The 24,075-nt window shown below is 56.2% G+C and carries 20 protein-coding genes and 1 tRNA gene; 19 read left to right on the top strand and 2 right to left on the bottom strand.

Annotation, left to right across the window (positions count from 1 at the left end; translation table 11 throughout):
• The first annotated feature begins 16 nt into the window (after positions 1-16).
• From GCWU000341_RS12610 to GCWU000341_RS05510, 17 genes are all read left to right on the top strand, one after another.
• A complete protein-coding gene (locus GCWU000341_RS12610; RefSeq protein WP_155812665.1) occupies positions 17-694 on the top strand; it encodes a hypothetical protein in 678 nt (225 codons plus the stop codon).
• 57 nt (positions 695-751) lie between these two features.
• Positions 752-1,729, top strand: a complete 978-nt coding sequence (locus GCWU000341_RS05585; protein ID WP_155812663.1) for a hypothetical protein — start codon at positions 752-754, stop codon at positions 1,727-1,729.
• A complete protein-coding gene (cdaA, locus tag GCWU000341_RS05580) occupies positions 1,719-2,576 on the top strand; it encodes a diadenylate cyclase CdaA (RefSeq protein WP_442852099.1) in 858 nt (285 codons plus the stop codon). The genes GCWU000341_RS05585 and cdaA overlap by 11 nt, the downstream gene beginning before the upstream one ends.
• Positions 2,573-3,862, top strand: coding sequence for a CdaR family protein (locus GCWU000341_RS05575; RefSeq protein WP_009214835.1), 1,290 nt, complete (start codon positions 2,573-2,575; stop codon positions 3,860-3,862). Before cdaA ends, GCWU000341_RS05575 begins: the two co-directional genes overlap by 4 nt.
• A complete protein-coding gene (locus GCWU000341_RS05570; protein ID WP_009214834.1) occupies positions 3,859-5,241 on the top strand; it encodes an O-antigen polymerase in 1,383 nt (460 codons plus the stop codon). The genes GCWU000341_RS05575 and GCWU000341_RS05570 overlap by 4 nt, the downstream gene beginning before the upstream one ends.
• Positions 5,238-6,347 (top strand): sporulation integral membrane protein YtvI, encoded by a 1,110-nt coding sequence (gene ytvI, locus GCWU000341_RS05565; protein ID WP_009214833.1) that lies wholly within the window; start codon positions 5,238-5,240, stop codon positions 6,345-6,347. The genes GCWU000341_RS05570 and ytvI overlap by 4 nt, the downstream gene beginning before the upstream one ends.
• Positions 6,348-6,660: 313 nt before the next feature.
• The gene (locus tag GCWU000341_RS05560) at positions 6,661-7,092 is read left to right on the top strand and encodes a DUF6465 family protein (protein ID WP_009214832.1); all 432 of its coding nucleotides are present in this window, start codon (positions 6,661-6,663) and stop codon (positions 7,090-7,092) included.
• Positions 7,093-7,294: 202 nt separating this feature from the next.
• Entirely contained in the window at positions 7,295-8,719 is a 1,425-nt protein-coding gene (locus GCWU000341_RS05555; protein ID WP_009214830.1) for a methyltransferase RsmF C-terminal domain-like protein, read from the top strand.
• Positions 8,720-8,863: 144 nt separating this feature from the next.
• Complete coding sequence (locus GCWU000341_RS05550) at positions 8,864-10,240, top strand: carboxyl transferase domain-containing protein (protein ID WP_040653495.1); 1,377 nt, start codon at positions 8,864-8,866, stop codon at positions 10,238-10,240.
• 9 nt (positions 10,241-10,249) lie between these two features.
• Positions 10,250-11,065 (top strand): OadG family transporter subunit, encoded by an 816-nt coding sequence (locus GCWU000341_RS05545; RefSeq protein WP_009214828.1) that lies wholly within the window; start codon positions 10,250-10,252, stop codon positions 11,063-11,065.
• Between the two features lie 139 nt (positions 11,066-11,204).
• The gene (locus tag GCWU000341_RS05540; RefSeq protein WP_009214827.1) at positions 11,205-11,576 is read left to right on the top strand and encodes a biotin/lipoyl-containing protein; all 372 of its coding nucleotides are present in this window, start codon (positions 11,205-11,207) and stop codon (positions 11,574-11,576) included.
• A gap of 44 nt (positions 11,577-11,620) precedes the next feature.
• Entirely contained in the window at positions 11,621-12,769 is a 1,149-nt protein-coding gene (locus GCWU000341_RS05535; RefSeq protein WP_009214826.1) for a sodium ion-translocating decarboxylase subunit beta, read from the top strand.
• Positions 12,770-12,917: 148 nt separating this feature from the next.
• Positions 12,918-14,318, top strand: coding sequence for an oxaloacetate decarboxylase subunit alpha (locus GCWU000341_RS05530; RefSeq protein ID WP_021774331.1), 1,401 nt, complete (start codon positions 12,918-12,920; stop codon positions 14,316-14,318).
• 195 nt (positions 14,319-14,513) lie between these two features.
• Positions 14,514-15,962, top strand: coding sequence for a cadherin-like beta sandwich domain-containing protein (locus GCWU000341_RS05525; RefSeq protein ID WP_050761920.1), 1,449 nt, complete (start codon positions 14,514-14,516; stop codon positions 15,960-15,962).
• 18 nt (positions 15,963-15,980) lie between these two features.
• Positions 15,981-18,467 carry an ATP-dependent Clp protease ATP-binding subunit gene (locus tag GCWU000341_RS05520; RefSeq protein ID WP_009214823.1) on the top strand — a complete coding sequence of 829 codons (2,487 nt, stop codon included), beginning with the start codon at positions 15,981-15,983 and terminating at the stop codon, positions 18,465-18,467.
• Positions 18,448-19,836, top strand: a complete 1,389-nt coding sequence (gene radA / locus GCWU000341_RS05515) for a DNA repair protein RadA (protein WP_009214822.1) — start codon at positions 18,448-18,450, stop codon at positions 19,834-19,836. The genes GCWU000341_RS05520 and radA overlap by 20 nt, the downstream gene beginning before the upstream one ends.
• A gap of 25 nt (positions 19,837-19,861) precedes the next feature.
• Positions 19,862-19,932 (top strand) — tRNA-Trp (locus tag GCWU000341_RS05510).
• A 217-nt stretch (positions 19,933-20,149) separates the two neighbouring features.
• Here the strand turns inward: GCWU000341_RS05510 and GCWU000341_RS05505 are convergent.
• Together GCWU000341_RS05505 and GCWU000341_RS05500 are read right to left on the bottom strand one after the other, a co-directional pair.
• A complete protein-coding gene (locus GCWU000341_RS05505) occupies positions 20,150-20,545 on the bottom strand; it encodes a type II toxin-antitoxin system HicB family antitoxin (protein WP_040653493.1) in 396 nt (131 codons plus the stop codon).
• A gap of 50 nt (positions 20,546-20,595) precedes the next feature.
• Positions 20,596-20,781, bottom strand: a complete 186-nt coding sequence (locus tag GCWU000341_RS05500) for a type II toxin-antitoxin system HicA family toxin (RefSeq protein WP_009214820.1) — start codon at positions 20,779-20,781, stop codon at positions 20,596-20,598.
• A 249-nt stretch (positions 20,782-21,030) separates the two neighbouring features.
• On the opposite strand from GCWU000341_RS05500, the gene GCWU000341_RS05495 reads away from it, so the two are divergent.
• Both GCWU000341_RS05495 and GCWU000341_RS05490 read left to right on the top strand, forming a co-directional pair.
• Entirely contained in the window at positions 21,031-21,717 is a 687-nt protein-coding gene (locus GCWU000341_RS05495) for an ABC transporter ATP-binding protein (RefSeq protein ID WP_009214819.1), read from the top strand.
• Positions 21,718-24,063 carry an ABC transporter permease gene (locus GCWU000341_RS05490; protein WP_009214818.1) on the top strand — a complete coding sequence of 782 codons (2,346 nt, stop codon included), beginning with the start codon at positions 21,718-21,720 and terminating at the stop codon, positions 24,061-24,063. It begins immediately after the preceding gene.
• The last annotated feature ends 12 nt before the right edge of the window (positions 24,064-24,075 follow it).

Here is a 24,075-nt window from a genome sequence, read left to right as displayed (position 1 = left end):
GGAAAGAGGAGAGGGGATGCTGAATCAGGAAAAGATCCGCATGATGGCGCGGCTTTCCATCTTTGAAAAGAGAGAGGGGAGAGATGTCCCAAGGATCAGCCGCTATTATAAGGCGGACTATATCTCAAACCGCATCCTAAGAGCGGCTCTGCACTACAGCCTCTGCTTTCTTCTCGTGGCATCGTTCGTCCTTCTCTTGAAGATCAACATGATCTTTGAAAGTCTGAACCCGGATTTCCTTTTATCTCTGGGAAGAGGAATCCTGCTTCTCTATCTCCTGGGGCTTTCTGCCGCCGTGGTCGCAGCCGCGGCTCTGTCGGCAAATTACTATGACAGAATCCAAAGACTGGGGGATCGCTATCTGGACGAGCTGGAGCGTCTCCTGGAGCTAGAGGAGACGGAGGACGCTCTTCCCGCGTCCCCCCCGGGAGAAGAGGAGGCTTCCCCGGATCTCTTCCCTTCGGAGCAGGGAGCATCTTCAGAGCTTTCGCTGGAGGAGCTCTCAGAAGAAGAGTCTCCGGGGGAGGAAGTCCGGGAGCAGACTGAGAAGGGCGCGGGAGAGCTCACAGAGGAGGAGAGCCGGGAGGAGCTGCGCGCTCCTGCGGGAGAGCTTCAGTTCACACCGCAGGTCTCCAGGAGGATGCAGGGCAGCACGGATAAGAAGAGCAGCGGCCGGAGAAGAGGAGAGGAATAAGCGCGAAGTCTGCGGGGCTTGCTCCGCGGGGATGAGGCTTGGGATGAGAGGTGGAGGATGACAGAGTTTTTGCTTTTCAGAGAGAGGGTGCAGGACTTTTACCAAAAGCAGGACTACTGGCTGCTCCCGCTTTTCCGCGCGTTTTTTGCCGCGCTTAGTTTCTTTTCTGTAAATGCTGTCTTCGGGCACGGGGGAGCTTCCGGAAATCCGCTGCTTCTCCTCCTTTTGTCCGGGCTTTGCTTCTTTCTCCCCTGGGGGGCGGTTCCCCTCTTTGCGGGGGCTTTGATCCTGGCGGATCTCTACCGAGTCTCACTTTTTTTTATGCTGGCGGCGGCCTTCGTATTCCTTATGATCCTGCTCTTTCAGACGGCCTTTCGCGGGGGACACGCGGAGCTCATCGCCCTGGTTCCGCTTCTTTTTGGCCTGAAAATCCCCTATCTCGCCCCGGCGCTCTGCGGACTTTTCTTCGGTCTTATGTCCTTTGCGCCGCTGGCCCTCGGGACCTTTTCCTATTATTTCCTTCGCTTTCTCGCGGCAAATGCCGGGAAGGTCACGCTGGAGAGCGAACCGGAGAAGCTCGTAAACCAGATGGCGGAGATCTTCCTCGGCTTTTTCGAGGACAGGGGCATGCTCCTTATGATCTTTTCCATGGTGATTGCCATGCTCTTAATCTATACGATCCGGAATATGAGCTTTCGAAATTCCTGGTACACCGCAGTGGGCGCCGGCTTCTCGGCGCTTCTGCTCTTTGTCTTCGCGGGCTCCCGGAAGGGGCTCATCTCGATCTCTGCGCCCGGCTTTTTGCTCTCTCTCCTCTTTTCCGTCGCTCTTTCCTGCTTCCTGACGCTTTTCTTTCACGATGCGGATTTTCGTGCGGCGGAACGGCTTTCCTTCGAGGATGATGAGTATTTTTATTATGTAAAGGCCGTGCCAAAGCGCCGTCCGCCCGCTCCCTTCCCTTCTCCCTCCAAAGAGGAGGAGAGAGAGGACGAGGATGAGGAGGAAGAGGAGAAAGGAGCGGAAATTGTTGGATAGATTTGCGGTACTTCACAGCTGGCTCAGCCTCCTGCCGCCCTTTACGAAGACGAGTGTTCTGGAGATCATCATCCTTTCCTACTTCATCTACATCTGTCTTCTCTGGATCAAAAATACCAGGGCCTGGCAGCTTCTGAAGGGAATCCTTGTGATTTTCACCTTCACGGCTTTTGCCGTTATCTTCCGGCTGAGCACGATCGTCTGGCTGATCGAACGGATCTCGACCGCGGCTATCATCGCGGCCGTTGTGATCTTTCAGCCGGAGCTTCGGAAGGCTCTGGAGCAGCTTGGCTCCCGGGATTTTTTCGCAAAGATTTTCCCGGAGCAGATCAGCACGGACAACAGCCAAAATACGGTGGAAGAGATCGTGACGGCATGCTTTGAGATGGCAAAGAAGAAGACGGGGGCCCTCATCGTGCTGGAGCAGAAGCAGTCCCTCCGCGAGATCGAGGACACCGGGATCCGGATCAACGGCATCGTAAGCGCGGCTCTCCTCATCAATATCTTCGAGAAGAACACGCCGCTTCACGACGGCGCGGTGGTGATCGCCCACAATATTGTGACCGCCGCTACCTGCTATCTTCCTCTCTCCGAGGCGGAGATCTCAAAGGCCTACGGCACGAGGCACAGGGCGGCGCTCGGGATTTCCGAGAGCACGGATGCCGTGACGGTCGTAGTGTCCGAGGAGACGGGGGGGATCTCCGTCACACTCCAGGGGAGACTGATCCGTATCCCGGACAGGGAGACGCTCCGCAGCTATCTTCCGGACAACAGAAAGGAGAAGAAGGGGGCACAGCGCCCGTTTCTCGGCCTCTCCTTTCTCCGAAGGAGGGAGGAGAAACGATGAAATTTTTCCGGGAGAATCTGGGGCTTAAGCTGATCAGCGTCGCGCTGGCCCTCGTACTCTGGCTGATCGTCGTCAATGTCTCGAAGCCGGAGATCGAGGACAGCTGCCTCGCGGAGCTTCAGGTGGAGAATAAAGACATTTTCAATGCGGATTCGAAGACCTGGGAGATCGACCGGGGCAGCGTCACGATAAGCTACAAGGTGCGTTCTGACCAGAGGAGTCTTATCAGCTCCTCGGATTTCAAGGCCTATATTGACTTAAAGGATTATTCGATCACGGGGACCGTTCCGGTCTATGTCAGCGTCTTAAATCACAGCGGGATCATACAGGATGTGACGCCGAAGCCCACCGTGATTCATGTCAGAGTGGAGGACGTCCAGAAGAAGCACTTCGATCTCGTGAGCCATGAGCAGGGAAAGGCCGCGACAGGCTATGAGATCGCCGGGATCCAGACCGATCCGAGCTCGGTCACGGTATCGGGACCGATCTCTGCGGTAGGGCAGATCTCATCGGTCGGGATCCGGGTCGATGTGGATCAGCTCTCGGAGAATCAGAGCGGAAAGGCGAGCCCTGTATTCTATGACGCGAACAATAAGGCGCTCGAGGGACTGAAGAATGTGACGGTCTCCCCCGAGGAGATCAATTATACGGTGAAGGTCTATAAAAAGAAGTCCGTGAACCTTCTCTCCTCCGTCATCGGATCTCCGGCGGCGGGATATCAATATGAGAGCAGCACGGTCTCCCCCAGCTCTGTCCAGCTCTCCGGGGACAGTAAGACGATGGAGGGGCTGCAGGTCCTCGAGCTTCCCACGGTGGACATCACGGGCGCGATGGACAATGTCACAAAGAGCTTTCGCATCTCGGAGCTTCTGCCATCCGGCGTGAAGCTCGCGGATCAGAATACGGACGCCGTTGTCACGATCCGGATCGAAAAGATACCGGAGACAAAGAGCAATTCCTCGGAAGGGAGCACGGAGAGTCCGGAGAGCACTGCGGAGAGCAGCAGTGCCAGGGATACGATGAGCACGGAGCAAAGCTCCTCTTCGCAGGGAAGCACGGAGACGGGAAGCGCTGAGAGCACGGAGGAGAGCAGCTCCTCCCAGAGGACGACGAGAGAGAGCAGTTCCTCCTCAAAGGGCCATGAGACATCGAGGACGCATGAGAGCAGCTCCTCTCAGAGAGGCCGGGAGAGCAGCTCTCCCCAGAAAACACAGGAGAGCAGCTCCTCCAGGACACAGGAGACGGAGAGCTCTTCCGGAGGAAAGGAAGGCACGACAGCTTCTTGAAGAGAATATCGGAATACTTCGGATATCTTTCGGATCTTTTTTTCTATACGGCGGCCTCCCTCCTCGCTGTGCTGTTTACGGGGAGGGGGCTTTTTCCGCTGGCTTCCCTGAGTCTGATCGGAGCGGCGCTCTTCCTCTTTCAGAGGAACCGGAGGAGGGACGGATCCTTTTCTCCCGCGGCCCTTTTTGCGCTCGGACTCATCGGGGGGGAGGGGATCGCCTGCCTTAAGCTGAGCCGCCTGTCCACGGCGTGGACCAAAGAGACCTGGCTCTCCTTCTACCTTGCATACCTTCTCTTTTATCTTTGCTATTATGCGGTCCGCAGAATCCGGGCGGGAGAAAAGGAGGGGGAAGGGAGAGAGAAAGGGGAAAAACCCTCGCTTTATTCGGACGGCGAAGAGCGGGAGAGGAGACTTTCCTTTTACCGCATCAGCATCCTTTCCCTCCTCGCACTCTCTCTGTCCTGCTTTCTCTTTGAGGCATGGAGGCTTCGCTTCATTCCGCTCTTTACTGTGAATACGCCGCACGCCTATTCCTATTTTCACCTTCCGGCGATCCATTACTTCACAACCCTCTATGTCCTTCTCCCCTCTGTGGCCGCGCTCTATCGGAGGGAGCTTGGAAGGAAGAGCCTGCTCGCCCTTTTTGGCGCGCTTTGTCCGCTTTTTCTGAGTATTCTCCTGGTCTCCCGCTTTCAGTTTCTCTTCTCGCTCTTCCTCCTTCTCTTTAGCCTGCTGCTTTTGGGAGAGAGGCTGTCCCGGGGGCGTCTCCTCCTTCTCTTTTTCGGCGCTCTTTCAGTATACGTGCTGATTACGATCGAGAGAGCGCATTCCATCCGCTACTTAAACGGGATCTTCGAGATGAAATATCATCTCCCCATCTTTCTCAGTCAGCCCTATATCTATATCGCAAATAACTACGACAACTTCAATGAGATGACGCTTCATCTCAGAGAGCATTCCCACGGCTTGAAGCTGCTCTACCCCTTCCTGACCCTGAGCGGGATCAAATATTTTTTCACTTTTCCGCTCGCCTGGCCGGATTTCGTGACGAAGAAGGAGCTCACAACGCTCAGCATCCTCTATGACAGCTGGTACGATTTCGGGCTTTTCGGAGTCGCGCTGTTTTCGTGCCTGCTCGCTTCTGTCTCCGCTTTGCTCCATTCCCTCTCCGGGAGGAATCCCTTCGGCCTTCTCTTCCGGGCACAGCTTTCCTTCTACCTTCTGTTTTCCTTTTTTACGACCTGGTTTTCCAATCCCGCGGTATGGTTCTACCTCTTCGCAACGGCTCTTTTATACTTTGCCTTTCAGCGCTTCTGCCTGTCCCGGGGAGAGAGAGGGGAGGGGGAAGCGCAGCTCGGAGAAGGGAGGAAATCATGAATCACAGACTTCAGCTTATTCTAAATGTCCTGGTACCCATCCTCTTTCTCCTGGGGGCATTTTTGCTTCTCCCGAAGCTCCTCGTCTTTTTCTTTCCCTTTCTCCTAGGGGCACTGCTCTCGCTTCTTGCGTCGCCGCTCATCCGCCTTCTAAACCGGAGGAGCCCCCTCATGAAGAGGCAGCATGCCTCCGCGGTCATCATGATCCTGCTCCTCGCCCTGATCGGCTTTTTGCTCTACTGGCTCCTCGCGGCGGGGCTTCACTTTGTGAAGCTTCTTCTCCGGAGACTCCCGGACATGGCGCAGTGGCTTCTGACTTCGCTCCGGGCCCTCGCCGGGGAGAGGAGGAAGCTCCTCTTTGGCATGCCGGATCAGCTCAATCGAATCATCGATAATCTCATCGCAAATTCCGATGCCTACGGGGAGGAGCTGATCGGAAGGCTCTCCAGCCCCGCCTTTTCGGCCTCCCTGGATCTTGTGAAATCCGTTCCGACCCTGCTCGTCTATCTCGTTGTGACGATCCTATCCGGCTTTTGCTTTTGCAAAGACGGGGAGCGCTACCTGAAAAGGCTAAGGGAGCTCCTCCCGGAGCGCTTCCGCCGTTACTTTTCCCTCCTCCGGCAGGATGCCTGGAAGATCCTCCACGGCTGGCTTCTTGCAAACCTTGAGATCATGGCGCTGGTCTTCCTCCTCCTTTCCGCGGGCTTTTTTCTCCTGCGGATCCCCTACGGCATATTGATCGCGCTTTTTATTGCCTTTTTGGACTTTCTCCCTCTCTTTGGCGTCGGATTCATCCTCTGGCCCTGGATCGCGCTGGAGCTTCTCTCCCAGAGATTCATGGAGGCCTTCTGGCTCCTTCTTCTCTATCTTATGACGCAGCTCGTGCGGCAGTTCCTGCAGCCGAAGATCATGGGGGACGCGATGGGGCTTCCTCCCCTCCTGACTCTCCTTTTTCTCTACCTGGGCTTTAAGTTCTATGGGATCGGAGGCATGATCTTTGCCATCCCGCTCGGCATGCTCTTTCTCAGCCTCTACCGCTTCGGAGCCTTCGACAAAATGCTGGACTCCGCGAGGGAACTGTTCCGGGAGCTCTTGAGCTTCCTCTAAAGAAAGCGCCGGGGAAAGCACGCGGCTCATTGCCTTCCAAAATGCCCGGGAAAAGGCCGCCGCGCTTGACAAGAAAAAGAACAAAGCTATAATAATTTATTGTAAAAGTCCCGTCGGGAAGACAGATTTTGGGCGGGGAGCATCGACTTTTACGTATGGCAGATTCGCCATGGGGCGGATCGGCTCCGTTTCGCGGGGAGATCAGGCGAAGACGGGAGAGCTTTTTCCTGCTCCGGAACTTTGATGCAGGGACTTTTCCTGATGCGAGGCTTTTTCAAAACAGGCAGCAGAGCGACTACAGAAGGAGGGAGCTATGAATAAGAAGAGCGGCAGAGAAAAGGATGAGGCTTTGAGAGAGTCCTTCGCGGAGATCAAGAAGGCCGCGAGAGAGCTCTCCGGGGAAAAGGCGGAGAAGCTGCCGGAAAAGGCGGAGAAAAAGCCATCCGAAAAGACCCCGGAAAAGAAGAGCGGGGCGAAGAAGAATGCGGCCGGGAAGACGGCGGCAAAGACAGGGAAGGAAAAGAGCGCGGAAAAGGCGGAGAAGAGCGCCCCGAAGGTGAAGCTCTGCTTTGAGTTTTTCGGCCGGAAGATCGACGAAGAGGATGTCAGAAAGCGCGCAATGCAGGCGGCAGCGAAGGTGAAGCCGGGCGCAAAGAGGGTGGAGATCTACATCGTCGCGGACCAAAACGCCGCCTATTTCGTCGTGGACGGAGTGGGAAGCGCGGATTACCGGATTGAGCTTTAAGAGAATCATCGGCGACGTTTTTAGCTTTAGAAAGAAAATGATTTTTCAGGGACGGGTACCTGTTCCGGGACAAGAGCCCGGGAGGGCAGCCGTCTCTTCTTCGCCTTAAGGAGAAGAAAGCGGCGTAAGGTATAGCGGCACGATGCCGCCTTTTTAAAGCCGCTGTCAGCGATCGAGGAAGAGCAGAGAGGGGGAGGAGAGCATGCGGGCTTTGCCGGCGGAGTTTCGAAGGCGGATGGAGCGGCTTTTCGGAGAGAGGGAAGAGTATGAGAGCTTTCTGAAAAGCTATGAGAAGCCCCCTGTCCGGGGACTTCGACTGAGTCTTCACAGACTTTTCTCCCTCTATGGGGAGGACGCCCGCTCCGTTTACGAGACCCTCCTCTCAGACTGGGGACTCCGAGCGCTCCCGGGGAGTGATGCAGCGCTTTTCGAAGGAAAGGAGTATTTCCGGGAATTCATCCTGGATGAGCGGAGGCTTTTAGAAAGGTCCATCCGCCCGGGCCTCCATCCCTATCATGAGGCGGGGCTCTACTATCTTCAGGAGCCATCGGCGATGCAGGCGCTTCCCGCCCTCTCGGTTCGTCCCTTCGACCGCGTTTTGGATCTTTGCGCAAGTCCCGGCGGGAAGTCGGGACAGGCCGCGGACCGGCTCTCCCTCTTAGAGGGAGGCATCCTGATCAGCAATGAATATGTGCCGGAGAGGGCCCGGACGCTTTCCTCCAATATAGAACGGCTCGGGATAGAAAATGCCGCCGTCTTAAATGAGGACAGCGCCCGGCTCTCCCGGCATTTTCCGGAGTACTTCAGCCGGATCCTCGTGGACGCGCCCTGCTCCGGAGAGGGGATGTTCCGAAAGGATGAGAACGCGATTTCAGAGTGGAGTCCGGAAAATGTGGAGCACTGTATTTCCCGGCAGAGGGAGATCCTTCGAAACGCGGTCTCCATGCTCTCCCCGGGAGGGCTTTTGTGCTATTCGACCTGCACCTTCGAGAGAGGGGAGAACGAAGGGCAGCGCGATTTTCTGCTCTCGGGATATCCCTTCCTCCGCCTGGGCTTTGAAAGGAGGACCTATCCGCAGCGGGGACCGGGGGAGGGGCATTATATTGCGATTTTCCGGAGAGAGGGGGAGGACGGACTCCTGCCCGGGAAAACGGGCCGGAGGCTCTTAAGGATGGGAGGGAGGATCTATCTCGTCCCGGACAGCATGCCGGAGCTTCGGGGGCTTCGCGTTCTCCGGCTCGGTCTCCTCGCAGCAGAGGAGGAGGGGGGAGAGCTCCGATATGCGCATGCCCTCTCCCACGGAGAGAATCTCCCTCTTCCCTATTTGAATCTTCGAAGGGGAGACCCGAGAATCAGAGACTATCTCCTGGGACTGGAGCTTCGGGCGGAGCCCTCCGAGATCCGGGGCAAGGGGGAGCAGGGTGGACCGGATCTTATGAAGGAGCCCCCTTCCTTTCTCTCCTCCTTTTCCTTTCGGGAGGGGGAAAAGCAGAGGAAGCTCGTCTTCTCCCAAAAGGATCGGGGGCTTATGCTTCTTTGCTTTGAAGGGGCCGCTCTGGGCTTTGGAAGATACCGGGGCGGGCGCATAAAAAATATTTATCCGAAGGGGCTTCGGAGGAGCATCTGAGAGCGGAAGACAGGGCGATGAGTGATAGTCAAATTTTTAACGACCTCTGTCAAGTCCGCTTGAATTAGGAGGTCTTTTCGTTTACAATAGGACCGAAAAATCGGGGATTCCTTCCCTGCCTGATAGAGAAATGGAGGATGAAAAATGGATAATCAGTCTACATCATCCGCAATGGGCAGAATATGCTCATTGCTCGATGAGTCCAGCTTCGTCGAGATCGGAGCTTTGGTCCGGGCCAGATCCACCGACTTCAACCTGGCGGAGAAGAAGCTTCCCTCCGACGGCGTTATCACAGGCTACGGCACCATCAGCGGGAGACTGGTCTATGTCTATTCGCAGGACAGCGCCGTGCTGGGGGGCTCCGTCGGAGAGATGCACGGAAAGAAGATCGCGGCACTCTACGATATGGCGATGAAGATGGGAGCGCCGCTCATCGAATTGATCGACTGCTCCGGGCTCCGCCTGCAGGAGGCCTCGGATTCTCTCTTTGGCATGGGAAGAATCTATCGAAAAAAGACAGCTGCTTCCGGTGTCATCCCTCAGCTCAGCGCGGTATTCGGAAGCTCCGGCGGCGGCATGGCGGTGCTTACGGCTCTCTCGGACTTCGTCTTCATGGAGAAAGAGAAGGGCCGCCTTTTTGTGAACGCCCCGGACGCTGTCCTTGGGAACAAGGATGATCGGATCGCGATGGCAGAGGCACAGGAGGAAAACGGGCTTGTGGATTTCAGCGGGAGCGAGGAGGAGATCCTTGGGAAGCTGCGAGAGCTTTTTTCCCTGCTCCCCTCGAACAATGAGGATTATGCGGAGCCGGAGGGCACGGAGGATGATCTGAACCGCTCTGTCTCGGGGATCGAGAATCTGAGCGCCCCGGATGCCTTAAGGCTTCTCTCTGACGACGGCGTCTTCTTCCGGACGAAGAGGGGCTATGCACCGGATCTCGTGACGGGCTTCCTCCGGCTGAACGGGCAGACGGTCGGCGCGGTCATGACAGAGGAGAAGTCCCTCAGCTGGAAGGGGGCGGAGCAGGCCGCCGGGCTCATCCGCTTCTGTGACGCCTATGAGATTCCGGTGCTCACGATCGTCAATACGGAGGGCTATCAGAATTCCGGCTGCACGGAGAAGCATATGGCAAGAGCCGCCGCAAAGCTTGCCTATGCCTATGCCAATGCCTCCGTTCCCCTTGTGACAGTGATCCGCAATGCGATCGGAACCGCGGGCCTGGTTCTTGGGAGCAAGGCGCTCGGCGCGGATATTGTCTACGCCTATCCTAACGCGCGGATCGGGATCCTCAATGAGGAGAAGAGCGCGGAGCTCCTCTTCCCGGACAGCGACAGAGAGAGCATACAGAGGCAGGCCACGGAGCTTGGAAAGACGCAGAATTCCGCTCAGGCGGCGGCAGAGAGGGGTTATCTCGACGATATTATCCTGCCGGAGGAGACGAGGCAGAGGGTGATCGCCGCTCTTGAGATGCTCTATACCAAGACGGTCTCTTCTCCGGACAAGAAGCACGGGACCGTGTAGGGAGGTGCCATGAAAAAGCGGATAACGAAAACACTGCTCTTTCTCCTTCTCCTTCTTTCTGTCCTCCTTTCGGCCTGCGGAAGAAAAAAGGAGAGCGGACAGATCAGCGAGGATCAGCAGAGACTCATCGCCCAGGAAAAGCAGTATCTGGAAAGCTTTGCGCCGAGCTTCCTGGAGGATATCGCGCGAAGTGATGAAAATAGCCTCTCGGAGAGGATCCGGGAGGCGAAGAAGAATAAGGATGCCGTGAGCTATAACGGGCTTGTCAACTTCCAAAACAGCAGGGAGCGCCTGGGAGAATTTCAGTCTGTGGAGAGCTCGGAGGCCAGCCAGGATGCGGATGGAAACTGGACGATCTTGGTCAATGCGGTCTTTGAGAAGAGGAAGCTTCTTTTCACTCTGGGCGTAGACGAGAAGATGACGAAGCTCACGGAGATGAGCTTTCTCCCGGATTATACGATGGCGGAAAAGCTCACAGACGCCGCCGGGAATCTGCTCGTCGGAATGGGAACCGTCTTTGCCGTTCTGATTTTCATCGCTTGGGTCATAAGTCTCTTCCGCTATGTCAATCTGGCGGAGCAAAATGTGAGGGAGAGAAGGGAGAAGAGAAGGGCGATCGATGCCCCGCCTCTTGCGAGGAGCGCCGTAAAGGCTCCGCCGGAGCCGGTCATCCCGCAGAAGGAGAGCGGAGCGGAGGAAGACGATGAGCTGCTGCAGGCGGTCATCGCCGCGGCGATCGCAGCCTATGAGGAGGAGAGAGGAGAGAGAGAGGGCGGAGAGAGCCTCCACAACGGACTCCGGGTCCGCTCGATCCGAAGAAGATAGAGGGAAGCGGCAGCTTCTGCACAGGGGCGAAGCTTCGCCGGGCAGAGGCATAAAGCGGAGAAGTACAGAAAAATACGCTCACAGAACAGCATAGAGAATTAAGACAGCATAAAAGCATAAAGAATAAGGAAGGATTCCCATGAAGAAATATACCATTACCGTAAACGGTGTTTCCTATGATGTGACAGTGGAAGAGGGCGGGGCGGCGCAGTCCGCTTCCCTTCCTCCGCTTTCTCCCGCCCCCTCCGCCGCTCCCTCAAGGAGCAGCTCCCCGAAGAAGACCGGAGGGGAGGACGGAGCGGTCAAGGTGACGGCCCCGATGCCCGGGAAGGTCCTCGCTGTGAAAAAGCAGGTCGGCGATGCGGTCAAGTCCGGGGACACCATCCTGGTGCTCGAGGCCATGAAGATGGAAAATGACATCGTCGCTCCGAAGGACGGCGTGATCGCAAGTCTCAATGTCTCCTCCGGTGACTCCGTGGAGTCCGGTGCCGTCCTCGCGAGCATGAACTGAGGAGGGGAGGCAGCGGAGCTTTCTGAGCGGGAGGGTTATAAAATATGAATATAGCGGAGACCTTTAGTAATCTATTGCAGCAGACCGCCTTCTTCAACCTGAGCTGGGGCAATTACCTCATGATGTGCATCGCCTTTTTCTTCCTCTATCTGGGGATTGCGAAGGGCTTCGAGCCGCTCCTCATGGTGCCGATCGCCTTCGGAATGCTGCTTGTGAACATCTATCCGGATATCATGCTGAATCCGGATAAGTCCATGAACGGGACCGGGGGACTGCTCTGGTACTTTTTCCATCTCGACGAGTGGACGATTCTTCCGTCTCTGATCTTCCTCGGCGTCGGAGCGCAGACGGATTTTTCACCCTTGATCGCAAATCCCATCAGCTTCCTGATGGGGGCTGCCGCGCAGTTTGGGATTTACGGGGCCTACTTTATCGCGATCCTCATGGGCTTCAACGGGGCGGCGGCCGCCGCGATCTCGATCATCGGAGGGGCGGACGGACCGACCTCCATCTTTCTTTGCAATAAGCTGGGGCAGACCGCTCTGCTGGGCCCGATCGCCGTCGCGGCCTACAGCTATATGTCCCTGGTCCCGATCATCCAGCCGCCGATCATGAGACTTTTGACGACGGATGAGGAGCGGAAATGCAAGATGTCACAGCTCCGCCCGGTTTCAAAGCTGGAGAGGATCCTCTTCCCGATCGTCGTCACTGTCATCGTCTGTCTCCTTCTTCCGACCACAGCGCCCCTCGTCGGCATGCTGATGCTCGGGAACCTCTTTAAGGAGTCCGGCGTCGTAAAGCAGCTGACGGAGACCGCCTCCAATGCCATGATGTACATTGTCGTCATCATGCTGGGCACCTCCGTGGGAGCATCGACCTCTGCGGAGGCCTTCCTGAACCTGAATACCTTAAAGATCGTCGGGCTCGGCATGATCGCCTTTGCCTTCGGCACGGCGGCCGGCGTTCTGCTCGGAAAGATCATGTACTACGCCTCCGGGAAGAAGATCAACCCTTTGATCGGCTCTGCGGGCGTCTCCGCCGTCCCCATGGCGGCCCGCGTCTCGCAGAAGGTCGGATCGGAATATGATCCCACGAACTTTCTCCTGATGCACGCGATGGGACCGAATGTGGCGGGAGTCATCGGAACCGCGGTCGCGGCGGGAACCTTCATGGCGGTCTTTGGCGTAAAGTGAGAAATATCCGGGACAGGAGTGCTGAGAGCGAGCCGGCCCGGGAAAGGTATCCCTTCCTCTCTTAGAGGAAGGGATGCGGAAGGGACAGCCGGAGGAATGCGCCGGACTGCACAAAAAGACAGAGAGAACAGCAGAGAGAGGGGAAAATATGGCCAGAGTAAAGATTACCGAGACGATCCTTCGGGATGCTCATCAGTCCTTGATTGCGACCCGCATGCCAAGCTCTGAGATGGAGCCGATTCTCGACAGCATGGATCAGATCGGCTATCATGCCGTTGAGTGCTGGGGAGGCGCGACCTTCGATGCCTGCCTCCGTTTTCTGAGAGAGGATCCGTGGGAGCGGCTTCGGATGCTGAAGCGCCACTTCCGAAAGACAAAGCTTCAGATGCTCTTCCGGGGACAGAATATTCTGGGCTACAATCATTACGCGGACGATGTCGTCGAGTATTTCGTCGAGAAGTCCATCGCGAACGGCATCGATGTGATCCGGATCTTCGACTGTCTCAATGATATCCGGAATCTCGAGACCGCAGTGAAGGCCACGAAGAAGGAGGGAGGGCATGCCCAGATCGCGCTCTGCTATACCCTGGGCGATGCCTATACCCTGGAGTATTGGGAGAAGCTCGCGAGCGAGGTCGAGAGTCTGGGGGCAGATTCTCTCTGCATCAAGGATATGGCGGGGCTTCTGCTCCCAAGCGCAGCCTTCGAGCTGGTTCAGGCCTTAAGGAGGGGGACGCAGCTCCCGATCGACATGCATACGCACTATACCTCCGGCATGGCTTCCATGACCTACCTGAAGGCCGTGGAGGCGGGGGCAAACATCATTGACACCGCATCCACCCCCTTCTCCATGGGGACCTCCCAGCCTTCCACTGAGGTCATGGTGAAGGCGCTGGAGGGGACGGAGTATGACACGGGGCTTAAGCTCGACAAGCTGATCGAGGTCTCGAATTATTTCCAGCCCTACCGCGAGGAATGCCTCGCGTCGGGACTTATGTCCACGAAGGTCCTGGGGGTGAACATCAATACATTGAAGTATCAGGTTCCGGGGGGAATGCTTTCGAATCTGATCTCCCAGCTCCATCAGGCGGGGCAGGATGAAAGGCTCACAGAGGTGCTGGAGGAGGTGCCGAGAGTCCGGAAGGATTTCGGAGAGCCGCCGCTCGTCACGCCGTCCTCCCAGATCGTGGGAACGCAGGCTGTCTTAAACGTCCTGACCGGGGAGCGCTATAAGATGGTGCCGAAGGAATCCCATAAACTGGTGGCCGGGGAGTTTGGCCGCACAGTGAAGCCGATGGACCCGGAGGTCGTAAAGAAGATCCTAAAGCCCGGGGAGACACAGATGACGGATCGCCCGGCGGACCACATCGCCCCGCAGCTTCCGGAATTTGAGAAGGAATGCGCGCAGTGGGTCACGCAGCCGGAGGATGTCCTCTCCTACGCGCTCTTCCCGCAGGTCGCAAAGGATTTCTTCGAGTACCGGGAGGCGCAGAAAAGCGGAGTCGCCCTGAGGCAGGCGGACAAGGAGAACAAGGCATACCCGGCCTGAAGGATCACCGGGGAATGAGGAACCCGGCTTCTATCGGCGGCGTTTCGGGACGGAGAATGGCCCATCGGCATAGACGGTGGGTCAGTTTTTCTTATTGACTTTTCTTATTGACGGAAGGAAGGGAAAAAATTAAACTGTATAGAAGTAGCTGAGTAATGTGAGGGTGAACAATCCATGAAGAAACTGCAGTATATAATGCTTACATTCCTGTTCTGCTGTCTTCTCGCCTTCTCCTCGCTTGCCGCGAGCGGACAGATCTCTTTTTCGGATCCCAAGGTGACGGCCGGCGAAGAGGTCAATGTGACGATGAAGATAAAGAGCGGGGACAGCAGCCTTTCCTCCGCGGAGCTGGAGCTGAGCTATGATTCCTCGCTTTTGGAATTTGAGAGCGGAACGGATGCGGGCGGAGGAGAAGGGAGCATCCACGTGAGCGGAGCAGGCTCCGGAGCGGGCTCCGGAACACTGGAATACAATTTCCGCTTCCGGACGCTTGGCAGCGGGGAGACCACGATCAACGTCGTCTCTCAGCAGGTTACGGCCTCGGACAATTCCCAGGTGGAGATCAATCATCTGGGCAGCTCGGCGGTGACGGTGCTCGCGGAGAGCGGATCGGAAAAGGATGCGACCTTGAAGGAGCTCTCCGTCTCCCCGGGAGAACTGAGCCCCGCTTTTTCCTCGACCAATACGGATTACAGTCTGACCGTGGGCACGGATGTGAGCCGGCTCACGGTCAATGCCGTTCCCTCTGCGGACAGCGCGAAGGTGGAGATCAGCGGAAACGACAGTCTGAACATGGGGGAGAACCATGTGACCGTCAATGTCTCCTCCTCGGACGGCAGCACGACGCTCGCCTATAACCTGAAGGTGACAAAGCAGGAGGGAGGAGCATCCCAAAAGGATGAGGACGGCAGCAAGACGACCAATGAAGGGGTGAAGCTCTCCGCAAAGGAGAAAACCATCACGATTATGAATCCGGGATCCGATGTGAAGATCCCGGATGGCTTTGCAGAGAGCAGAATCGATATCGACGGGCATCAGGTGAGGGGATGGGTCTGGAAGGAGGACACGGAGCATCCCTACTGCATAGTCTATGGCATGAATGACGCGGGCGAGCTCAATTTTTACCGCTATGATCTATCGGAAAAGACGATACAGCGCTATTTTCTGGATCCGGTCGCGGAGAAGACAAAGCAGGACGCGGAGGCCTACGCGGCGCTTGTGAAGACGCATGATTCCCTGGTACTGAGATATAACTGGCAGTTTATCCTAAGCTGCGTACTCGCGCTGCTCTGCCTCTCGATGGCGGCCTGGATCCTGTTGAAGCCGCAGAAGGGCGGGAGGGGAAAGGCGCAGCAGAGCCGGAGAGAGCTCTCGAGAAGAGGAACTGGAAAATCCGCTTTGGAGCCTTCCAAGAAGGAAGGCGGGAGGAAGGAGGAGCTCTCCGAGACCAGGGTGGTGACAGATCTTGGGAAGAATGAAAAGGAGGATCTGGAAATCACCCGGATGATTCAAAAGACGGAGGACAGAGATCGGGGAGAGCCGGAGGTCGAGGAGCTGGATCTCTCCGAGACCAGAGTTTTGAAAAAGCCGTCCAGGGAGAAGGACTCCGAGAGCGGAAAGGCTCTGAATATCGAGGAATTATAGGCGGACGAAGGAGAGAGAATGAATCAATTCACCGTACAGGCGCAGAGAGCGCTGCAGCTTTCCATTGAGGCTGCGGAGAGCCTGCACCACAACTACATCGGAACGGAGCATATCCTTCTCGGGCTCCGCCGGGAGGGCACGGCGCTCGCCGCGAAGGTTCTCGCCGCGAACGGGATCGAGGAGGAGAAGATTCTGGATATGATCTCCCGTTTTCTGTCCCCGGACAGCAATGTCACGGTGGCGGACCGCTCCGGCTACACACCCTCTGCCAGAAGGGTTCTGGACGCCGCGATTCAGGAGGCAAATCGGAACCGCTCGAAGCTTGTGGGGACAGAGCACATCCTGATCTCCATCCTGAAGGAGCCGAGCTCCGCCGCGTCCCGCATTATCACGACTCTGGGCGGCAATGTCCAGAATATGTACCAGCAGATCCTCAATGCGATCGGCCCGAGATTCAGCGGAGCGGAGCAGGAGGGAGGGCAGAGGGATCAGAGGCAGCAGAGCAGCACCCCGATGCTGGACCAGTACTCCCGCGACCTCACGGCGCTTGCGAGACAGGACCGTCTCGATCCCGTCATCGGGAGAGAGGCGGAGATCATGCGGGTCATCCAGATCCTGTCCCGGAGGACGAAGAATAACCCCTGCCTGATCGGTGAGCCCGGCGTCGGAAAGACAGCGGTGGCGGAGGGAATCGCGGAGAGGATCGTCTCCGGGAGGGTGCCGGATACCATCGCGGGGAAGCGCCTTCTGACCCTCGATATCTCGGCCATGGTGGCGGGATCCAAGTACCGCGGAGAGTTCGAGGAGAGGATCAAGAGAGTCATAGCGGAGGCGAAAAACGACGGAAGATCCCTGCTCTTTATCGATGAGATCCACACGATCATCGGCGCGGGCGGTGCGGAGGGCGCGCTGGACGCCGCGAATATCCTGAAACCGGCCCTTGCCAGGGGGGAGCTCCAGATCATCGGGGCGACGACTCTCGACGAGTACCGGAAGCATATTGAGAGGGATGCGGCGCTGGAGAGAAGATTTCAGCCGGTGAATATCGAGGAGCCCTCCGAGGAGGAGAGCTATGAAATTCTCCGCGGCGTGGCGCCGAAGTATGAGGAGCATCACCATGTGCTCATTGAGGACGGGGCTCTCCGCGCTGCGGTGAAGCTTTCCTCCCGCTATATCAATGAGCGCTACCTCCCGGACAAGGCGATCGACTTAATCGATGAGGCTGCCTCCCGGCTCCGCATCAGCTTCAGCGGGGAGCCAGAGAAGCTGAAGAGGCTCAGGGAACAGATCGAGGAGCTGGAGCTCGAGAAGGAGGACTGCATCCGCAGGGAAGACCTGGAAGGAGCCGCCGCGGTAAAGAAAAAGCAGGAGGAGAAGAGGCGGAAGCTCGAGAAGGAGAGCGAGAGCCTGAGAAGGGAGCAGGAGGAGCATCCGCTCCATGTCACGGAGGCGGAGATCGCGAGAGTGGTCTCCCAGTGGACGCGCATCCCGGTGGAAAAGCTTGCGGAGGCGGAGAGCGAGAAGCTGAAAAAGCTCGAGCAGAATCTCCATCAAAGGGTAGTGGGGCAGAGCGAGGCCGTCCACGCGGTCGCGCAGGCGATCAAGCGGGGGAGAGTGGGTCTGAAGGATCCGCGGCGCCCGATCGGCTCCTTTATGTTCCTGGGACCGACCGGCGTCGGAAAGACGGAGCTCTCCAAGGCTCTCGCGGAGCTGATGTTTGGCTCCGAGAACGATCTGATCCGTGTCGATATGTCCGAGTACATGGAGAAGTACAGCGTCTCAAAGATGATCGGCTCTCCTCCCGGCTATGTGGGCTACGACGAGGGCGGACAGCTCTCGGAGAAGGTGCGGAGAAGACCCTATTCCGTGGTCCTTTTCGACGAAATTGAGAAGGCGCACCCGGATGTCCTGAACATCCTTTTGCAGGTCCTGGACGACGGACATATCACGGATGCGCAGGGGCGGAAGATCTCCTTTAAGAACACCATCATCATCATGACGAGCAACGCGGGGGCGGAGTCCATCGTGAATCCGAAGCGGCTGGGCTTTTCCTCCGCTGACGGATCCCGCGAGAAAAACTATGAGCTCATGAAGGAGAAGGTCATGGAGGAGGTGAAGCGCCTTTTCCGTCCGGAATTTCTGAACCGTATCGACGAGATCCTCGTCTTCCACCCGATCAGCCGGGAGGATATGGGAGAGATCCTCGGCATCATGCTGAAGGGAGTGAGACAGAGGGCCCTTTCCGAGCTGAATATCCGCTTAAGCTTCGATCAGGGGACGAAGGACTACCTCATTGAAAAGGGCTTTGATGCAAGATACGGGGCCCGTCCCCTCCGAAGGACGATACAGAGCTATGTGGAGGATCAGCTCGCGGAGCAGATTCTCGAGGGGAGGCTCCAAAGAGACTGCTCCGTCCGGATCAGTCTGGACCGGAAGAAGCAGACGCTGAAATACAGCGTGAGGAGCAGCAGGAGGAAAACGGCCGATGCCGAAGGCGAGCACTAGGTTTTTCTGTAAGGAATGCGGCTATGAGACCTCGAAATGGCTGGGCCAATGCCCCAGCTGCCGCGCGTGGAACAGCATGGTGGAGGAGCCCGTAAAGCGAGTGCAGAAGGGAAAGGGCTCCTCCTTTTCCGCTGCACTGCCGCGGGGGGAGAGGACGAGACCGCTCCTTCTGGGGGAGATCCCGCTCTCTTTGGAGGAGCGCTTAAAGAGCGGATTCACAGAGCTGGACCGGGTGCTCGGAGGAGGGATCGTCGTGGGCTCTCTGCTGCTCCTCGGCGGAGATCCCGGTATCGGAAAGTCTACGCTGCTCCTCGAGCTATCGAGAAACCTGAGCGCCAAAGAGGGAAGATCCGTCCTCTATGTGAGCGGGGAGGAGAGTCTTCGGCAGATCAAAATGAGGGCCATGCGGCTCTCGGTGGGAGAGGGGGAGCTCCGCTTTCTCTGCGAGACCAATATCGAAAATATTCAAGAGGCGATCGCGGAGACGAGGCCGGAGCTCGTTGTGATCGACTCCATTCAGACGATGTTTACAGAGGCCGTCTCCGCCGCCCCGGGCTCCGTCAGTCAGGTCCGGGAATCCGCGGCGGCGCTTCTTCGGACGGCGAAGGAGGGCGGGAGCGCGATCTTTCTCGTCGGACATGTCACGAAGGACGGAAACGTCGCGGGGCCGAAGATTCTGGAGCACATGGTGGATGCCGTCCTCTACTTCGAGGGGGAGAGCAGTGGGAATCTCCGCATTCTCCACGGACAGAAGAACCGCTTTGGCGCAAGCGGAGAAATCGCGGTCTTTGAGATGAGCGGAGAGGGACTTCAGGAGGTGAGAAACCCTTCGGAGCTCCTCCTCTCCGGGCGCCCTCTCGGGGCCTCCGGCTCTGTCGTGAGCTGCGGCATGGAGGGGACGAGGCCGCTCCTCCTGGAGATCCAGGGCCTCTCCGTCCCCACGAGCTTCGGTCTGCCGCGCCGGACTGCAAACGGCATCGACTTCAACCGCCTGAACCTCCTGCTCGCTGTGATCGAGCGGAGGCTCGGGATCGAGATGTCCCGCTATGATGCCTATGTCAATATCACGGGGGGACTTCGGATTCAGGAGCCCTCCCTGGATCTCGCGGTGATCCTTGCCCTGATCTCCAGCTGCCGGAATCTCGCCGTCCCGGAGGATGTGCTGATCTTCGGGGAGGTGGGACTCGCCGGAGAGGTGCGGGCAGTGTCCAGGGCGGAGCAGCGGATCCAGGAAGCGCTGCGCCTGGGCTTTCGCCGCATCGTCATGCCCGCTTACCACAGCGATAAGGCGCGGGAGCTCGCTGGGAATTCCGCGGAGATCATAGCTGTGAAAAATATCCGGGAGGCATTGACAATCCTGAGGAAATAGCATAGAATGTGTTCTGTCGCAAAAGAGGGGATTAGTTCAAGGGTAGAGCAACGGTCTCCAAAACCGCCGATGGGGGTTCGAATCCCTCATCCCCTGTGAAAAGAAAAATGGCTTAAATACGTAGATTCCCAGGAAAATCAACGTGTTTAAGCCTTTTTTGCTGCCGTAAAATATCGCTTGTGATAGCGCAAAAATCATGTCTAATCGTAATCGAAAAAACTGTACAGAAACTGTACAGAGAAATCGGGAGTCCATCAAGCCGCTGAACTTAGAAACAAAAGCTTCTGAGGAAGGACTATGTCATAGCGATTTTTCACCGCAGATTCAATTTCAGTTTCAGCGCCTCCTGCAAAACCTGTGAAAAATTCAATCCGGCAGCTGTAGCGGCTTCATTCAGCCATTCCGGAATAGAGAGAGTTTTCTTAACCGCTTGATTCTTCATAAGCCGTCTGTATTTTTCGGTATCACAGGGAATGAGTGAGACAAATTCATTGGCATCACTTGGTACAGACTTGATAGGAGACGGATCGGGAATCTCCTCTTTGCGGTCCTCATAGTCCACCAACGTCAATGACAGAACATCCTCCGCCATTGACAAGGCTTCGCTAAGAGTTTTTCCACAGGTATAGGCTCCATCAAGATCGGGAAAATTCACAGAGTAACCGTTTTCCTCTTCTGTGAAAACCGCCGGATAAATATAGTTTGCCATATACTGCCTCCTTAATATTGTTTGGATAAAGCATTGAAGTTGAGTGGGACTTATTTCAGCCCCGCATCGGTCAGAATACTCTGCTCTGTCTTTTTCATAAGCTCTTTGCCATAGTGCCTTGGGATGGAGAATGTCTTCCCGGTTATGGGAGAGTACCATCGTTCATGATTGGCACCTTCTTTGGTTTTATAGCATCCATTTTTCTTTAAGAGCTTTACGATTTCTGATACCTTCAATGTTTTATCTCTCCTTTCGTTTTCATAAACAGGATACACGTAAAAAATACGTGTGTCAATAAAAATACGTAAATATTATGACAAAATTTCTTATTTCAATCCGTGAATGAGAAGTGTCAAGTTCTATGATGCAATACCGGTAAGTTTTATTTAAGATCTTTTGCTTGCAATTCCCCGGGGTTTTCGTGTATTATGACGATAGTTAGTTATAACTAACGTACGGGAGGTATTTCCATCATATTACTTCAGGTGAAAAATATTTCAAAAGTTTTTCGTGTTGGGGAGATAGAAGTCCAGGCCTTGAGGGATGTTTCCTTTGAGGTGGAGGAAGGTGAGTTCATCGTGATTCTCGGGCCGAGCGGCTCCGGGAAGAGTACCCTTTTGAACATCATCGGGGGGATTGAGACCGTCAGCGAGGGGACTGTGCTCTACCGCGAAAAGGCCCTGGAATTCGCTCGAAAGGCCGAGATGAGCCGCTACCGGAAAGAGCATATCGGCTTCGTTTTTCAGTTTTATAACCTGCTTCCGAATCTGTCCGCGCTGGAAAATATCGAGATCATGGCGGAGCTCTCGGAGGATCCGCTTGATCCCGGGGATCTGCTGCAGCGGGTGGGACTCTCCGATCGCGCCGATCACTTCCCATCGAAGCTTTCGGGGGGACAGCAGCAGAGAGTTGCGATCGCCAGGGCACTTTGCAAAAATCCGGATCTGCTTCTCTGCGATGAGCCGACGGGGGCTCTGGACATTAAGACAGGAGCGCAGATTCTTCAGCTTCTCTGGGACTTCAATCGGGAGTACAAAAAGACGGTGCTGATTATCACACACAACGAAAAGATCGCGGAGACGGCAGACAGGGTCTTCTATGTGAGGGACGGCAGGATCGATCATGTCAGCGTCAATCAAAGAAGGAGTGCGCCGGAAGAGGTGGAGTGGTAAATGAAGGGCTATCTGAAGAACATCCTAAGAGGAGCCGCTGGGGATCTTTCATCCTACATCGGCGCTGTGCTCATCATAGCGCTCGGTGTACTGATTCTTGTCGCGGAAACAGATATTCGCTGGAATCTTCGGGACTCGCTGAACCGTTATTACGAAAAGCAGCATTTTGCCGATGTCTTTGTGAAGCTTGAGCGCATGCCGGGGAGGGAGCTCGGGAAGCTCCGGGAGATCGAGGGAGTGAAGGAGGTCTTCGGGCGCCTTTCGGAGGATCTGCGTCTTCAGACGGAGGAGGGAGGCGATATCGTCAGCGTTCATATGCTGGCCGTCGGCGAAGAGGATTCCCTGAACCGCTGTCTCATTGCGGGGAACTTTCCGGAGGGAGACGGGATATGCATCGGCTATAAGATGTTTCAGGACAGAGGGCTGCACTACGGGGATCCGGTCCGCCTGATCATCGGAGACAGGCCGAGGACCTTTTACATCTGCGGCACGGTCCAGGAGCCGGAATACATCTATGCCATACCGCCGGGCGGGGCCCAGATCCCCGATACGCTGATCTACGATATCGCCTGCCTGGAGAGAAGAAGTCTTGAGAACTGTCTCGGCAAAGAAGGCATTGTGAATGAGCTCGGGATCAGCCTGGAAAAGGGATATTCCTTTCAGGATGTCAGGGAACAGCTTCGGGAAAGGCTGTCCGAATACGGCATCTCCTCTCTCGTATCGAGGGAGGATCAGCTCAGCTATCATCAGATGGATTCACAGTTTGCGCAGCTCTTTGCGGTCTCTATCCTGCTTCCGCTCATCTTTTTCCTGGTGTCCGCCTTCATGCTTTATGTCGTACTCATCAAGCTCATCGAGAGGGATCGCGCTCTGATCGGGACCATGAAGGCATTTGGCTTTCCGGATCTTTCGCTCACGGCAGGCTATCTGTTTGTCGGAGGCCTTGTCTCGGCCTTCGGTTCGCTCCTGGGCTCCCTTCTTTCTGTCCCGATGGAGCGCTATGCGCTCTACCTCTATTCCCTGTACTACAATCTTCCGAAAAGAGAGCTGCATTATTACTGGGAGAGCAGGGCGGCAGCGGCCTTCCTCGCGCTGATGATAAGTCTGGCAGCGGTTCTTGCGGGAGTCCGGGGCATTTTGAAGATCCATCCGGCGGAATCCATGAGGGGCGCAGTGCCGGAGCAAAGGAGCGGGAAGAGGCTGCCGGACTTCCTTCGTCTTCGACTCGGCCCTGCCCAGAGGATGAGCCTTCGCTTTATGCTGAGAAATAAGAGGAGGAATCTTCTCGCGGCCTTTGCGGCGGCCTTCCCCTTCGCCCTGTCCTCCGTCATCTTTTCCTTCAATGTGATCGCGGAGCATATGTATACCATGCAGTTTACGAAGGTCGAGCTCTATGATATGAAGCTCAGCCTGGACGGCTTCAAGGACAGGAACAATATGGAAAACAGCATGCGGCAGATCGCGGGGATCTATGAGCTGGAGTGCGAGGCGAGATATTCCGTAAGCCTGGAGCACGAAAATCACAGCCTGCTTTCGAGCCTTACGGCCTTTCGCCGCGATTCCGGTGAGCATCGGCTGGCAGACTGCTACGGCAGAGAGATCCGGCTCAGAAGCGGCGGACTCGTCATAAACTCCATCACGGCCGGAAAACTCGGTATCCGCGCAGGAGATGAGCTTTCGGTCTACAATCCGTATCTCGCAAAGAACAAGGTATCTCTCCCGGTCGTCTATGTCGCGGAGGAAAGCTTCGGCGGGGGCTGCTATATCGATATCGACGAGATGCATCGGTATTTCCCGAAAAAGACCGGAGTGAATGAGCTTCTCTTTAAGGTGCAGAGAGGGGAGGAGCAGAGAGTGAGAAAGATTCTCTCGGAGACGAGCTCAGTCAGATCCCTTACGGAATCCTCCCGGGTGCTGAAAAGCTATCGGAGCCTGATCGACAGCATGTCCTCGATGATGACGATCTTTTCCTCGCTTTCTGTTGCAATGGGTTTCGTTCTGATCATAAACATCAGAAATATTCTTCTCCGGGAGAGAAGGAATGAGTTCGGAACGCTTCTCCTCTTCGGCACTCCCTCAAAGGAGCTTAGAAGCATGATCCTATGGGAGGAACTGGCCGATTTTTCGCTCGGGATCATTATCGGTTTTCCTCTGTCCTTCCTCGTTCGGGATATTCTCTCGAAAATACTGTCCTCCGATGCCTATCTCCTTAAATTCCATGTGCCGCCCGGCTCCTATTTGAAGGGATTTTGTCTCTGCGCCTCCGTCTCCGCGCTCTCCCTTTTGCTTTCCTTCCGTTCCTTGGGGAAAATCGATGTCGCGGAGGTTCTAAAGGAAAGGGAGTAGAAGAAGGAGAGG

This window comes from Oribacterium sp. oral taxon 078 str. F0262 (assembly GCF_000160135.1).
In the GTDB taxonomy this organism is placed as follows: Bacteria; Bacillota; Clostridia; order Lachnospirales; family Lachnospiraceae; genus Oribacterium.
Note: the sequence above shows the minus strand (reverse complement) of the source record. Positions and strands in the feature narration are given on the sequence as shown.